The sequence below is a fragment of the Emticicia aquatilis genome, from assembly GCF_014644295.1.
GTDB classification, from domain to species: Bacteria; Bacteroidota; Bacteroidia; order Cytophagales; family Spirosomataceae; genus Emticicia; species Emticicia aquatilis.
Genome location: NZ_BMKK01000003.1, coordinates 244,644 through 259,379, shown reverse-complemented (window position 1 = coordinate 259,379; position 14,736 = coordinate 244,644). Strand labels below are relative to the sequence as shown.

General features: G+C 34.3%; 12 protein-coding genes. 5 read left to right on the top strand and 7 right to left on the bottom strand.

The genetic code is table 11. The features are described from left to right. Positions 1–17: 17 nt before the first annotated feature. From IEX65_RS08410 to IEX65_RS08390, 5 genes are all read right to left on the bottom strand, one after another. A complete protein-coding gene (locus IEX65_RS08410) occupies positions 18–962 on the bottom strand; it encodes a competence protein CoiA family protein (RefSeq protein ID WP_188765600.1) in 945 nt (314 codons plus the stop codon). A gap of 150 nt (positions 963–1,112) precedes the next feature. After that, complete coding sequence (locus IEX65_RS08405; protein WP_188765599.1) at positions 1,113–2,159, bottom strand: nucleoid-associated protein; 1,047 nt, start codon at positions 2,157–2,159, stop codon at positions 1,113–1,115. Beyond that, a complete protein-coding gene (locus IEX65_RS08400) occupies positions 2,156–3,358 on the bottom strand; it encodes a hypothetical protein (protein ID WP_188765598.1) in 1,203 nt (400 codons plus the stop codon). The genes IEX65_RS08405 and IEX65_RS08400 overlap by 4 nt, the downstream gene beginning before the upstream one ends. Then, positions 3,351–4,370: a nucleoid-associated protein gene (locus tag IEX65_RS08395; protein WP_188765597.1), complete on the bottom strand. Its 1,020-nt coding sequence runs from the start codon at positions 4,368–4,370 to the stop codon at positions 3,351–3,353. The genes IEX65_RS08400 and IEX65_RS08395 overlap by 8 nt, the downstream gene beginning before the upstream one ends. An 88-nt stretch (positions 4,371–4,458) precedes the next feature. Continuing rightward, the gene (locus tag IEX65_RS08390) at positions 4,459–4,662 is read right to left on the bottom strand and encodes a hypothetical protein (RefSeq protein WP_188765596.1); all 204 of its coding nucleotides are present in this window, start codon (positions 4,660–4,662) and stop codon (positions 4,459–4,461) included. Positions 4,663–4,893: 231 nt separating this feature from the next. Here IEX65_RS08390 and IEX65_RS08385 point away from each other — a divergent pair, with 231 nt between their 5' ends. Next, the gene (locus IEX65_RS08385; protein ID WP_188765595.1) at positions 4,894–5,916 is read left to right on the top strand and encodes a hypothetical protein; all 1,023 of its coding nucleotides are present in this window, start codon (positions 4,894–4,896) and stop codon (positions 5,914–5,916) included. A 170-nt stretch (positions 5,917–6,086) separates the two neighbouring features. On the opposite strand, the gene IEX65_RS08380 is transcribed toward IEX65_RS08385, so the two are convergent. Next, positions 6,087–7,172: a phage integrase SAM-like domain-containing protein gene (locus IEX65_RS08380; RefSeq protein ID WP_188765594.1), complete on the bottom strand. Its 1,086-nt coding sequence runs from the start codon at positions 7,170–7,172 to the stop codon at positions 6,087–6,089. Positions 7,173–7,527: 355 nt separating this feature from the next. Between IEX65_RS08380 and IEX65_RS08375 the strand changes: the two genes are divergently transcribed. Together IEX65_RS08375 and IEX65_RS08370 are read left to right on the top strand one after the other, a co-directional pair. Continuing rightward, positions 7,528–9,942 carry an alpha-ketoacid dehydrogenase subunit alpha/beta gene (locus IEX65_RS08375; RefSeq protein ID WP_188765593.1) on the top strand — a complete coding sequence of 805 codons (2,415 nt, stop codon included), beginning with the start codon at positions 7,528–7,530 and terminating at the stop codon, positions 9,940–9,942. 68 nt (positions 9,943–10,010) lie between these two features. Further along, the gene (locus tag IEX65_RS08370; RefSeq protein ID WP_188765592.1) at positions 10,011–10,652 is read left to right on the top strand and encodes a Crp/Fnr family transcriptional regulator; all 642 of its coding nucleotides are present in this window, start codon (positions 10,011–10,013) and stop codon (positions 10,650–10,652) included. Between the two features lie 517 nt (positions 10,653–11,169). Here IEX65_RS08370 and IEX65_RS08365 read toward each other — a convergent pair. After that, entirely contained in the window at positions 11,170–11,955 is a 786-nt protein-coding gene (locus IEX65_RS08365) for a response regulator transcription factor (protein ID WP_188765591.1), read from the bottom strand. 243 nt (positions 11,956–12,198) lie between these two features. Between IEX65_RS08365 and IEX65_RS08360 the strand changes: the two genes are divergently transcribed. Beyond that, a complete protein-coding gene (locus IEX65_RS08360; protein WP_188765590.1) occupies positions 12,199–13,869 on the top strand; it encodes an ArnT family glycosyltransferase in 1,671 nt (556 codons plus the stop codon). A 52-nt stretch (positions 13,870–13,921) separates the two neighbouring features. Further along, positions 13,922–14,731 carry a type III pantothenate kinase gene (locus tag IEX65_RS08355; protein WP_188765589.1) on the top strand — a complete coding sequence of 270 codons (810 nt, stop codon included), beginning with the start codon at positions 13,922–13,924 and terminating at the stop codon, positions 14,729–14,731. Positions 14,732–14,736 lie beyond the last annotated feature (5 nt).

Sequence of the window (14,736 nt, the reverse complement as noted above, 5' to 3'; positions counted from 1 at the left end):
ATCATCTATTTTGCCAATTATTCGTTATGATTTAGCCTATTATTCTTAAAACCACAAATAATTCTAAAAAAATCTTCATTTGAATTTTTGAAGTCACCATGATTAAACAGGCATTTTTCACAAATACTTCTATCAATTTCAGTATTATTCTGTTTGGGGCAGTAAATTTTACCAGTGAAGATATATTCATCAACCGTAGTCCCTATATATTCTTTTCTCCCCTTATATATTTTTAAAAGTAAATACCCTTCTTTTTTAAGCTTCAATTTATAATTTTCATTACTTATTTCGGCCATTATTCTTTGTTTCTCTCTATTTTCTTCAATCGCTCTAATCGTATTTATTTTTTTTTCAATAAGATTTTGAGTTTTATTATTGTAAAGCCATTTGATATTTACAGGATTCTGTATTTCAAACCATAAGTCGTCATCATCCATTATTCTCTCCACATCTTTTAATGAGATTTCAATGGCAGAGATTTTACTTTTTTCAATTTTTAGAAGTTTATTGTAATCAACAAAGTGAGTTACAGCAATTTCAATTATAAGTGGAATTATTTTAGTTTCTCCCTTACTTTTTACAATGATTTCGGCTAATATATCTGGTTTAAAGTCGATTAGATACTTTTCGACATTAACCTTTGATATTTTATACTTTTTTTCTTGTAATATATTTGCATTATAACCTAACTCAGGTATAAATACTTTAAGATTTGGTAATCTAACTTCTTTATGTTTTGCAAATAAGGCTTTAGATGCTAAGTGAATGGCTGATTCATAACAACTCTCAATTTCCGTTTTATCATAGTGCTTAAAATGCTGTATCACTTTTTCTCCTTTATGGGCTACTAACCTACTTCCACATTCAGGGCAAATGCAATTGCATTTCAGACCACTTTCAACATCTTCAATTTGAATAATATCCCCATTTAGCAATCCATGAACCATCGGGCGACTTTTCATATTGATTGAATAATAAATATATGATAAATCTTTTACATTAATTTATAGAAAATGGCAGACAAAAATGGTAAAAATAAAAAGTTAATTATGAGCTTAGTGTGTTTAGTGAACCCTCAAGCACATCATCAGATAGTTTTATGTATTTACCCCTTAACTTTCTACATCATAATAAATTTTATAGAACTTTCTTCCAGTTTTCTCATCTACGCCATGCTCTATCATCTCATTGTTTCCATGTATGTAAATATGAAAATTACTATCAAGCTTCAAAACGCTTTTTAGTTTTCGAGACTGTTTTTTGAAAGCAGAGCCAGAAATATTAAACTCATCAACTATTTTATCATTAGTTGGCTGTACTTCTCTATAAGTTCTAAAAGATTCGATTAAATCACGGCTTTGCAAAACTTTTTCAGCAAAATCTTCAATTTGAAATTTTTCTTCATTCTTAAAATACTCAACTGACCTATTTATTAATTCAATCTTTTCTGTTTTGGGAAATTTATCTTTATTTGAAAATTCTTCATTAATAAAGCTTCTATAAATACCCATCATGGAATCTGTTTGGAAGTAACTATTTGATATATTTTCTACGTTTAAAAAAGACTCTTTCCAATACTGGGCATCTACTGACTTATTAGTATTGTCTGTGATACAAATCTTATATCCTTCTTCCTTTTTTACATTAAATATTATACAGGCTTTATCTGTTTTTTCAATATTAACACCTGATGAGTTATATGACACCTTTAATTCATTTTCTTCTTGATTAACAGTCAAAAATGTAGTTTTGGACTCACATTTGAATATACAAACGCCATCAACTACCTCTCCTTCTACTACGCAATCCTTTAAAAAACCAATATAGAGTTCTCCTGATTTTATCTTAGGGTGCAAAGTTTTCTCATAGAGAAATTTTGCAATTTTAACAGAGTTAAAATGTAATGAATTGGGATTGTCAAATATATCTGTAACATAAGAATATATCTCATTTAAGCTTAAATCTGAACTATGATTAAATCTGAATAATTCTTCTTTTCCATTAAATTGATTGGTAAAAAACCTATTCAAAACATTTTTCAATTCAATATCTTGAATATCAATAGGTTTCTTAGTTAAAATCAACCTCTCATCATTATTTTTATTTCCAATAAAGTGAACTGCCGAACTCTCTAATTTTGAAGCAAGTAGTTTAATCATAGTGTTAAAATGTAGTCTTTAACTTTCGCAGTCTCTGTGAAAAAATTTAAATATATTGAAAAAAGAATAAATAGACATAAAAGAGCAATTAAGGAATATTTAACATATTTAATAATATCCTTAAAGTTATCTATTTTTTGCCATATTTTTGCAAAATCAGAATCAAGTGATACTAACATATCTTGATAATCTTTTTTTATGTTTTCATATTCATTAACTAAGTCCTCTTCTAATTTCTCTACATCAAATAAAGATAAATTTAACATTTTCCAACTCAAGTATGTGTAGATTAATATTCCAAAAAATATCAACCAAAGAATGAGAAAAGTATCTTTTACTTGATATTCAGCAAAAGCAACGGCTGAAAATGATAATGGAACTGCTGCAATCTGTTTTCCTATATTATCAAGATGCTTATCTAAACTATCAAAATACTTTATCCTATCATCTCTAAAACGGTTTTTGATGTTTTCAAAATTAAACTTCTTCAAATAAAATTGAAAGTCTATTTCAGCTTCTTTAAGCAGATTAGGCAGGTTTTTTACAACCAAAAAAAAGCTATCCTTTTCAGAAATATTTGTACTTAAAAAATCTACTACCCTGTCTCTAAATAAGTAAATAAACTCCTTATCTTTGAAGCTTTTAAAAATTAATTCAATGCTTGGAGCAAGGTTTTCTAAGTATGCAACTCTTGCTTCATTGTGATTATATCTTATCTTAATAACAGCATTTTTTTTACTATTCTTACCAACAAGTATCATTTCTCTTGTTTGGCTATTGATATGTTCCAAAAACTCTTCTTTCTTACTTAGATAGTCTAATAAAAATTTGTATGACTTAAAATTATAAATTAAACTATTCTCAGTATTAAAAATGTCATTCTCTGATTTAACCTGGAGTTTACCATTAAAATTAAAAATTACAACTTCTGAACTGTCGAATTCATCTTCAGAAGAAAATGAATAACGACTCATAAAATCTATCTCAGTCAAAAAATAACTTTTAGGAAAGGTTATTTCAAAAATATTTTCTTTTTGCGTTAAATTTAGGTTTAGATTCTTGCAAACATCTACCAATGTAAGATTAATAGATTGTTCAACTTCAAGCACTATTTTTTGCTCTCTTCTTATTTCTGTTACTGACTTGGATTCAATTATAATCTCAGAAAGTAGCTTTAAAGCTTCATAATTCTTAACCATTTTGGAATAAAATTAACTCTTGTAGTATTTCTTCGGCAAATTCTTGAGAATGAATTGTGACAGAGCCATTATCAATTGAAATATCCTCATTATTTATTTTATTTCTTGGTATTTTTAAATCAATACCATCTGCTTTAACTCTAATCTCAATTAAAGACTTCAATCTATTCATATCGCAACTAAACTCATTGTCAATAACAATGCCCTTTTCATTTGCAAAACTGATTAAAAAGAATTTATCGTCAAAATACATAGCACTAACTATTTCAAGTTTCACATATTTGTCGCTCTCTTCGATAAAAGTATATAAGGAAGTCCAGAATTCAATTTTGGAATTAAATCTCTTAGGAATCTCCTCTTTTTTTATAGAGGTTATTATCTCAATAAATGCCTTAGTATTCGCATCATTGTTTATTAAACCTTTTGCTGAGACCCAATCTCTAAAATATTTAGAAATTGTCTTCCCTGTCGTGATTAAAGCTATATAATTTCTATCATCATCAATTTGATTATCATATATATCGACATTAAATCGAAATCCCATTGCAAGTTTATTAATATTTAAATTCTTTATTCCTTTTACAACAAATACGCCGTTCTTGAATTCGGTATCAAAACCATCCTCTTTTCTTAGTAATCCTACTAAAATATACTTTTTTTCATTAAATTTATAGTCTGCGAATACATAAAATCCCCCAACAGAAAGTGATTCACCTTTGATTCGATTTTTTAAATCAATTAATGAATCTTTACTAAATTTCAAAAAATCATCAGAAGTACATTCATTTTGCAAGTAGCTTTTGAGTGTATTTTGAAATGGACTTTCATTAGTATCAGTAAACTTAGTGTTTTTGGTAGAAGAATCTTCTTTAAAAGCAACGTGCATTTTCTCAACTAAAGCAAATGCAAAACCATTAATTTCAGCAAGACCTTGTGATAATTTCTCATTAACATCCATTGAAGTTGCTTGCTTTTCTAATTCATGTATAACGTAGTGGTGTATTTCAATCATATATTTTTTATTTATAAGGTTTTTGAAATTAGTGTGTTCAGATAGTTGCATTAATCAAAATCTAAATAAAGCTATTCTGTAATAATTATTAATGTGTTGTACGTCCTCTCTCGGCGGCTTCTACACTATCTCGAATATAGCCTTCAATAATCATTTCATCTGCATATCCTACATAATCAACTACGTTACCAGAATTAGAGAATTGTTCAACCTTAGAAGCTGGCTTATTTTCACAAGAAATTAAAAGGAAGAAAAAGAAAATAGTAGTTATAGGCTTAACGGTGTTTTTCATTGTGGTTGTGCTGTTTGACTATTCGCAGCAAATGTAAGTTATTTTGTACGTACAAAATAGCGTAAAAATACCTGTTTATGTCAGGTATTTTTACGCATATATAAATACAAGAAAAATCATAAATACCTAATATTTAATGATTTACAAAAAACAACAAGCTATTCCATACGTTGAATACATTTCCTATTTATATTTGTTTAAGCTATATTTCATCTAAAATATTTATGCCTTATGAGAACTTTTACTTTAATCTCAGTTGTAATGCTAAGTCTTCTACTTAACACTTTACACGGACAAGGTAGTTACTTAACACAAGATTTTTCAAGTTCAACTAACCTTAATAGTTATGTAAGTGCTTCCCCAGATAGTGGACAGTTTACTTATATCCGTCCTAACTTCGCAAATATTATAAATGGAAAACTTGTATTTAAGCCTAATAGTGACTATCAATCAGGTATTAGTAACTCATCAATAGAAAAGGATATTTCCTTGCCAGTGGGATTAAACCTTTTTTCTCTGGAATTTGATTTAGATTTTTCAAGCGGTGTTTTACCAAATCCAAGAAGACAAACAGTACAGCCAAAAATTGGAGAAGCCAGTTTTGGAACTTTTGAAGTCAGTAACGGAATATTGGAATATAATGGTTTTAGATTTTATAGTAATGGATTAAGAATTAGGATATTAATCAACAATACATCTGATACGATTATCATTACGAATCCGTTAGGAGAGCCACAGGCAATTTACCCAAAAAAATATGAAGTTTGGGGAGATACTCAAAGACTTGTTTACAATGTAACACTTGGTAATATATTTCCAATTTATTCACCTTTGGGGCTTTTCATTTCCATTTTTGGTGATGGAATTAACTCATACCTTGCGTTTGATAATTTTTCTATAAAACCTTTGCAGGTATATTCATCAACAGCAAACACACTTTGTGATTGCCCCTCAATGTCAACGAATCCACCAATAGCTAATGTGAGTGGGTTAAGATTAAAAAAACTGACTTCTGCCAGTCCTGCCAGTGTTGTCACAACCAAATTTGTTACAGTAAATGACAAAGGGGAATTGATTTTAGGTACAATTCCTGTTACTCTTTCTGCAATATTATCCGAGACTGAATCATTGAAAAGGCAGCTACTTGAAAAAGATAGAAGAATTAATGATTTAGAGAGTCAAATGAAAAAAAATTTGCAGGAAACTGAGAGTTTGAAGAAGTTGATACTTTCCAGCAAAACACGTTTACGATAATATTCATTATAATCAGGTGTTGCATGATAAACACCTGATTATGGTTATCCAATTATTATTTTATCAAATTTCCTAAAATCTTATCACTATATCTTCGGTAGTTTCTGAGTTGCTTGGTGTCCACGTGTCCCATTTGATAGGCAGTTTGCTCGTCAGTGTGCTTTTCATAGTTAATTGATAAGTTTGCAAATGTTTTTCTTGCTCGTTTGGTGGTTACTATTTTTTTCTATTCCGTTCCGTTCGGCTATTTCTCTCAGTATTGCATCTAAATCGTGGGAATACTTAAAGCGTGGTAAATTTTCGATACTTCCATATTTACCGAGAACTTCCAAAGCTACCTCTTTTATAATCGCATTGTGTTGGCATATTCTTTCAGTATCATATCGGTCGGTCTTTTGGCGTTCTGCTCTTACAATTTTGGTTGTACCGATTGTAACAATATCGTTTTCTGTTAGAATATTGTAATCACAAAAATCTAAGCTTGTACCGCACATAAACAGAAAAATATCAATGGCTTTTTCTTCCCGTTCGGTGTATGTTTTTGCATTTTTTAGAATTTCAAGTTCTTCTGGCTCAAGCCCTATTTCATTATTTTTTTTTGTTGACCCTCCTTTCGGGAGTTCTACTTCTTTAGCTGGGTTGTGCATGATGATTTTCTTCTTTACCGCTATATCAAGCACACGAATAAGTAGTTTAACTGATTGACGTAAATAATTTTTTGAATTATTAAAATTATCACAGAATTGCTCAACGAGTTCTAAGGTAACATTTGAGGGCTTTATGTCTTTAAACCCTTTCTTTGTAGCAAAATCAAGAAATGATTTTGCTAAATAATAATCATGTCGTTTAGTACTTTTCTTTGCTCCCTCTTTCATTTTTTTTTCAGTAAAAGCACTGTACAAACTTTCAAGCGTTGTTGAATTGGAAGTTATTGATGGTTTTGTCTGACGTTGGTCTTTCTTTAATTTTAGATAGTTATACTTAATAATTTCGGCTGTAATTGGCTCGTGTCGTTCTTCGAGGTCAATTTTAATTCTTCTAAGAATGTTCTCCAGTCGGTTAATTTCTTGCCTAACTGTGTCGGAAAATTCGTCGTTGGTGGTTTTTTTTTTGGGTTGCCAGTTCTTTGCATAAATTCGGATGTCAGTCGAGAAGGGGACGCATGAAAGCTTATTGACTGTGATTTTGCAGTAGAGAGAGCAACGGCCAGCTGTGTTGGTTGCATCGTTTAAACGTGGATAAAAGAGTAAATCCATTTCGTAGATGTGAATTGTTTTTTACTGTTCATATTAAAATTGTGTTAGTGAAAAATAGACCCTAAACAATGTTAATGCCTGAGTATTAATACTCCAGTAAAAATCCGTGAAACCCCTTATTGATATGCGTAAAAATACGTAGTAATGGTGCGAGCTGAGTATTTGCAGTTTTTTTGTGTTGGCAAGTCATTAACAAAATCGTGCCACTTCTCATTATTTTGAAAAATGAAATATTTTTTTCTAACTTTACGTTGAAATTAGTTGTTATACTAACTATTTTCTATATTATTAAAAACTGACCCATAAATTTGGTCACTTTAGCCAGTAGCGAGTTGCTCGCTCTACATTTCATCTTATGACTGACCTACTTGCCTCAATTTCTTCGACCGATGTTCTTTTAACCAAAGAAGAAGTGCTGAACGATTATAGAGTGGCTTGCGAAAGCCGAGAAGTAAGCTACATCGGACGACAGGATGTCTTTAGAGGTAGAGCAAAATTCGGAGTCTTTGGCGATGGAAAAGAACTGGCTCAGATTGCCATGTCGAAAGTTTTTCGCAAAGGCGATTTCCGCTCGGGGTATTACCGTGACCAAACCTTCTTGGCAGCCGTTGGCGGGCTTACTTGGCAACAATTTTTTGCTCAATTATACGCTCATACTGATATTGCCCACGACCCATTTACGGGCGGTCGCTCAATGAATGCCCACTACGGAAATCGTTGGGTTGATGATAAAGGCGAATGGCTCGACCAAACCCAAATGTACAACACCGTGTGTGATGTATCATCTACGGCTGGACAAATGCCACGTGCAATCGGCTTGGCTTATGCTTCAAAATTATTCAGAGAAAACCCAGACTTACAGCAACTTACAAAATTCTCTAATCAAGGAAATGAAGTTTGTTTTGCTACCATTGGCGATGCCTCTACTTCGCAAGGAATGTTTTTTGAGGCAATAAATGCGGCAGGTGTTTTACAGATTCCTATTATATTTTCGGTGTGGGACGATGGCTACGGAATTTCGGTGCCAATCAAATACCAAACCACCAAATCGAGTATTTCGGAAGCACTGTCGGGTTTTCAGCGTAAAGAAGACTCCAATGGTCTCGAAATCATTGTAGCTCGTGCTTGGAATTACGTCGAACTGATTGATGCTTACCAACGTGCCGCCCTTTATGCCCGTGACCAACACGTACCTGTGCTTGTACACGTCGTTGAGGTTACACAACCACAAGGCCACTCTACTTCGGGTTCGCACGAGCGTTATAAATCAAAAGAAAGATTGCAATTTGAGCATGAGTTTGATTGTAACGTACATTTTAAGAAATGGATTCTCGAAAATGGCTATGCTTCACAAGACGAACTAAGCGAAATAGAAAGCCAAGCCAAAGACCTTGCGAAAAAATCACGCAATGCCGCTTGGGCAGCTTTCCGAGACTCGCTAAAGCCTGAATACGATTCGGCAACTGCACTTCTGAAAAAACTGACCATAGAGAGTAAAAATACGAAAGCGATTGCTGCCATCAGAGAATCGCTCGAAAAAACAGAAAACCCAGTTAGACGTGATGTTATTTCGGCCATTAAAAAAGCTATAAGGACATTACGCTTTGAAGATATAGCTGCAAAAAAAGATTTAGTCAAATGGCTGGATGATGTTGCTCCCGAAAATTATAAAAGATTCAACTCTCATCTGCTGAGCGAGTTTCCGACCTCGCCAATGAATGTGAAACCAGTTTCGGCCAACTACGTAGATGATAGCCCAACTGTCGATGGTCGGGAAATAATCAATACTTATTTTGATAAATTACTTGAACGTGACCCAAGGGTATTTGCGATTGGCGAAGACGTGGGTAAAATCGGCGATGTAAATCAAGGTTTTGCGGGTCTGCAAGAAAAACACGGAGAAATCAGAGTAACTGATACAGGCATACGAGAAACTACCATCATCGGGCAAGGAATTGGGGCTGCCATGCGTGGACTTCGCCCAATAGTTGAGATTCAATACTTCGATTATATTTATTACGCTCTCGCAACCCTTACCGACGATTTAGCTTCGCTACGTTATCGTACGGTTGGCCAGCAACTCGCCCCACTGATTATTCGTACACGTGGGCATCGTCTGGAGGGCATTTGGCACTCTGGTTCGCCAATGTCGGCTATGTTGGGAGCATTGCGTGGTATTCATGTTTTGGTTCCTCGCAACTTCGTACAAGCTGCGGGCTTCTACAACACTATCATGAAAGGCGACGACCCAGCTTTAGTTATCGAATGCCTAAACGGATACCGAATCAAAGAAAAACTGCCTACCAACTTAGATGAAATCTGTGTTCCGCTTGGCGTACCTGAAACCATCAAAGAAGGCTCAGATATAACCATCGTAACTTATGGTTCAATGTGCCGAATCGTCATGGAAGCCGCAGCTCAATTAGAAGAGGTAGGTATCAAGGCTGAAGTGATAGACGTACAATCTTTACTACCATTTGATGTGAATCATTTAATTGTAGAATCAATCAAAAAAACTAACCGAGTGATTTTTGCAGATGAAGACGTACCGGGGGGAGCGTCAGCGTTTATGATGCAAGAAGTGCTCGACAACCAACAAGCTTATCGCTGGTTAGATTCTGCACCAAAAGCTATTTCGGCTCAAGCACACCGCCCTGCGTACGCCTCAGACGGTGATTATTTCTCGAAACCAAATACCGAAACAATTTTTGATGCGGTTTATGAAATAATGCACGAAGCCAAGCCTACTTTATACCCGAAATTGTATTAATATCTTCACAGAAAGACAATAGTAGCCCAATAAGTTCGATGTAAAATTATTTTGAACTTATTGGGCTATTGCGTTTCTTTGCACCTCTTACAACCTATGAAGAAGATAGAACAACTATGCTGAGTTTAGACCACCCAATGCTCTTAGGATTACAACAATTTGCTACATTCACCGAAAAAGATTTACAAATTCTAAGTCAGTACTTCAAGCCCGTTTCTTACGAAAAAGACACTATTCTGCTGGATATGGGAGAAATAAACGATAAATTATATTTTGTAGAAGAAGGTGTTTTGCAAGAATTTTCGTACCAAGAAGAAGACCAAACCAATACCCATTGGCTAATGCCCGAAGGCAGTTTTGTGTATTCGACGGTCAGTTTTATCAACGAAGTACCTACTGAAATGGGCATAAGAGCCATCGAAAAAGTAAAACTGCTTTATATAACCAAGCAAGACTTACAAATTATTTACGAAAAAGTACCTCAGATGGAGCGTATAGGCAGGCTTGTAACTGAGCAAACCTTAACCGAATACGAAAAATTTTTGCTCTTAATCAGGTATCGTAGTTCGGAAGAAAAACTAGCTTGGTTCGAAGAAACCTTCCCTACTTTGGTTAATCGTGTTCCTCAAAAATACATAGCATCATACCTCAATATCAGACCCGAAACCCTCAGCAGGGTTCGCTCCAAACGAGCCGAACGTGATGCCTAAATAGCATTGCCTTGCATTTATTGACTTAGGTCAATTTTTATTTCGGAAAAGTATTCTCAATTTTGTGGGCGTTATAAATCCACACAAAGATTGTTTTGCCATCAAACTCAATGAGTTTGGTGGCTTTCATTTAATACCCTTCTCTTGCCCTAAAGCCATTATTAGTCATCTTTTTTAGAAGAAAATAAAAAAGACGCATGATGCGTCTTTTTAGATATATATATGTTGATAGTCGTTAGAAAAGGCAAAGGGGGCATAAAATGTCCCCCGATGAACCCAAAACAACTTTTGCTGTGACTAAAAAAGTGAATTTCTTAGTTTAGTGTGCGATTTCTCCAAAATTTACGGTTATGACAATAGTCAGTCTGACTAAGCAACCCATTAATTATTTCAACGCACTTATAATCAACTACTTACAATACTTATAGATTTAAAAAAAATATAAGATTTATTCACTTTTAATATCTTTAATACCAATATTCTAATTTTATCGTATTTAAGTACTAATTATTTGAACTCATAAAATCCCAACCATCCGACATAATTGGATAAGAGCGGTCGTATCTCGCATACCAGTTCTGGCCAGCATATTTCGGCGATGATTATCAACTGTATTAGGGCTAATCTTCATTTCGGTAGCGATACGCTTCGTATCAAAACCCTGCGAAATGTGCTGAAGCACCTCTCTTTCTCTGTCAGAGATTATATCATTGTCTATCGTCTTTTCTTCATTAGAATAATATACGAAAATTTTCTTGTCTTCGTTGCCAAAAGCCCCTCTAATACAATAAGTATCGCCCTTAACAAGATGAGCTACCTCTTGGATAGACATCATGATTAAAGTAGGATTCTTTTGGTCGTTAAACTCAATCGGAATGATGTTCAGATACCAACGCATACCATGCCCAGCTTTATTGAAGAGCTTCATTCCCCACGCACTTATAAACTGTCGAGATTTATATTCAACTGGTAAAACCTTTTCGATATTAAGAATCCACGAAACAAAGGTATTCATAAATGACCGATGTTCGGGAGCAAACATCGTCATAAATTTTAATAGTGTATTATCCGCAAACTCAGCTGGGCTATAACCCGTATATTTGAGTACACTCCCACTAACTTGAACTATTCTGAGTTGTTTAACATCGATTAAAAATGTTAGGTTTCCTTGCTGATTATTTAGTAAGTTGATGAGTCCTGATTTTTCAAGATACTTTTTATCATCTATCTTTACATCATCAGGATAAAAACGCTCCAGTGTTTCGTAGAGTTTCCTTAAAATATTTTCTATTTCTCTATGCACTACTAAATGTTTGATTTCTTATAAAACTATTATTTAACACAAATTACGATATTTTTTCTCAATTTATCGTTCTTTTATATCAATAATTTAAAAATTACTTTAAATGAGTAAAAAGCTAAAACCAGAGTTCTGAATAAGGGAACATAGATACACAAAATTGACTTTAGTTATTATCTAAATAATGTTTTTTTATCGAGTGGTATTTTGCTTTAGACGCTTTAATCGACAATTAATAAACCTTATATGACCAAAACATCTTCAAAAATACTTTACATTATTCTTTTAGGTATCTGTTTTTATTTTCCATTTCTGGGAGGGGTCCATCTTTTTGATTGGGATGAAATAAACTTTGCCGAATCGGCCCGAGAAATGATTCTTACGGGTAATTATAGTCGTGTACAAATTGATTTTAAACCTTTCTGGGAAAAACCTCCACTATTCTTTTGGATGCAAACCGCAGCAATGCACATTTTTGGTATTAATGAGTTTGCAGCACGCTTTCCGAATGCCTGTGTTGGGGTTCTTACTTTGTTGATATTGTTTTTAATTGGTAAAAAACTCAAAGACAATACATTCGGATTTATCTGGGCTTTGATGTACTTGGGAGCTTTTACGCCGCACCTTTATTTCAAATCTGGTATCATTGACCCTACCTTTAATCTGTGCATTTTCTTAGGCATTTACTTCTTTTTCAGAGCAAAAATTGAGCCAAAGAAATCTATGCCAAATACGCTTTTGGCTGGAGTATTCATTGGGCTGGCAATTCTTACAAAAGGGCCCGTTGGAGGGCTTATTTGGGCCTTAACAGTATTTTTTTACATTGTTTCTACCAAATTCAAGCAGTCTGTAAAATGGAAAGAAATACTAATTTTTGGAATAAGTTGCCTACTTGTGGCCTCTATTTGGTTTGCCAATGAGCTAATCAACAACGGGTTTTGGTTTATCAACGAATTCATTACTTATCAAATCCGACTTTTCAGTACGCCCGACGCAGGCCACGGACAACCTTTCTATTATCATTTTGTGGTTGTGTTGATTGGCTGTTTTCCGATTTCAATCTTTGCGATTCGAGCTTTTACTTATAGTCACGCAAAAATTGATAGTGCATTTACCGAACTGACAGCCTTTGTCCCGTGGATGAAAACTACTTTTTGGGTGGTTATGATTTTGTTTAGTATCGTCACGACCAAGATTGTGCATTATTCGTCGATGTCGTATTTTCCTGTGTCGTTTTTGGCAGCTAAATTTCTTTACGATTGGCTCAATGAACGTGCTACTTGGAACAAGTGGGTGAGTTTTGGGATTCTTTCGATTGGCTTTATCCTATCGTTGGTTTTAGCAGCCGTGCCTTATGTAGGAATGCACACGCAGGAGATTATTCCATTCATTAAAGACCCTTTTGCTGTAAAAAATCTCGAAGCGGTGGTTGACTGGCACATTTACGAAATGTTTATCGGTATTGTTTATTTTGCTGTCATTGTTTTTGCCGTAGCTTTTCTACGCAAACAAAGCAAAAAGGCTTTCATTTATACACTTTCGTTAGCAACTGCGGTTTGTTTGTTCTTGTTCGGAGCGATTGTAGTGCCAAAAATCGAACGTTATACACAAGGTGCGGCGATTGACTTCTACGAGTCGAAACGTGGACAAGATGTGTATATTCATGTGTTAGGCTTTAAAAGTTATGCTCATTTGTTTTATTTTCAGAAACCAGTTTCAAAGGTTTCGGCCGAGAAAGGTGAGGCTTACGAAGATTGGCTTCTAAACGGAAAAGTTGACAAACCTGTGTTTTTTGTAACAAAATTTGACCGCTATGAAGAGTACAGAAATCACCCAAATTTGGAGCTGATTAAAGAAGAAAATGGCTTTGTTTTCTTGAAGCGTCGGAATGACACTAAAAACTTGTTTTTGAAATAAAATTTGAAAAATTAAGAAGATTTAGCAAACTTTGACCATAAAAAAACTAACATTGACAAAAAACTCAGCACATTTACTGGTTATTGACGTTGGCAATACTGATGCCACTTTCGGGATTTTCGATGGAGAAAACCTACTTCATAACTTTAGGATAAAATCACTGAAAGATGAAAACTACGTATATTTTGAATATCGTTTTCGTCAGTATTTTCTTGAAAATAATCTTCGCTTTGCCGATATTACAAAGGTGGTTTTGAGTAGCGTTGTGCCTCCGCTCACACCTGTTTTCAAATCGTTGATTCAAAACTTATTTGGCTTAGACCCCATTGTTGTCAATGCGTATATTTTCCCGACTTTGACGGTTTCGATAGATAATCCCGATGAAATCGGTAGCGATTTGGTAGCAAATGCGGTGGCGGCTTATACTAAATATGGCAGAAACTGCGTAGTGGTTGATTTCGGAACGGCACTTACTTTCACAGTCGTTTCGGCCGAAGGAAAAGTACTTGGCGTTTCGATTGCCCCAGGTTTACGCACGGCAGTAAAAGCCTTGTTTTCAAATACGGCACAATTGCCCGAAGTTCCGCTCGAATTGCCGACTTCGGTGCTTGGCAAAAACTCTGTTCATGCCATTCAGTCGGGTATTTTATGGGGATACGAAGGCTTAGTAAAAAATATGATTCAGAAAGTAAGGGCCGAACTCGGTGGCGATTGCATTGCCATTGCTACGGGCGGCCTTTCTTCGATTATTTCGACATTGAAAGATGAATTTGTTGAGGTAAATCGAGAATTAACTTTGGAAGGTTTGAGAATAATTGGAGAAAGCAGATTATATGCAATCCAAAATCAAATAAATTCGTAGGAACG

What these genes read in the sequence shown, in the direction of transcription:
- IEX65_RS08395 (WP_188765597.1), bottom strand. Translation starts at nt 4,370, where the DNA reads ATGATTGAAATACACCACTACGTTATACATGAATTAGAAAAGCAAGCA.
- IEX65_RS08410 (WP_188765600.1), bottom strand. Translation starts at nt 962, where the DNA reads ATGAAAAGTCGCCCGATGGTTCATGGATTGCTAAATGGGGATATTATT.
- IEX65_RS08390 (WP_188765596.1), bottom strand. Translation starts at nt 4,662, where the DNA reads ATGAAAAACACCGTTAAGCCTATAACTACTATTTTCTTTTTCTTCCTT.
- IEX65_RS08400 (WP_188765598.1), bottom strand. Translation starts at nt 3,358, where the DNA reads ATGGTTAAGAATTATGAAGCTTTAAAGCTACTTTCTGAGATTATAATT.
- IEX65_RS08385 (WP_188765595.1), top strand. Translation starts at nt 4,894, where the DNA reads ATGAGAACTTTTACTTTAATCTCAGTTGTAATGCTAAGTCTTCTACTT.
- IEX65_RS08380 (WP_188765594.1), bottom strand. Translation starts at nt 7,172, where the DNA reads ATGGATTTACTCTTTTATCCACGTTTAAACGATGCAACCAACACAGCT.
- IEX65_RS08375 (WP_188765593.1), top strand. Translation starts at nt 7,528, where the DNA reads ATGACTGACCTACTTGCCTCAATTTCTTCGACCGATGTTCTTTTAACC.
- IEX65_RS08360 (WP_188765590.1), top strand. Translation starts at nt 12,199, where the DNA reads ATGACCAAAACATCTTCAAAAATACTTTACATTATTCTTTTAGGTATC.
- IEX65_RS08405 (WP_188765599.1), bottom strand. Translation starts at nt 2,159, where the DNA reads ATGATTAAACTACTTGCTTCAAAATTAGAGAGTTCGGCAGTTCACTTT.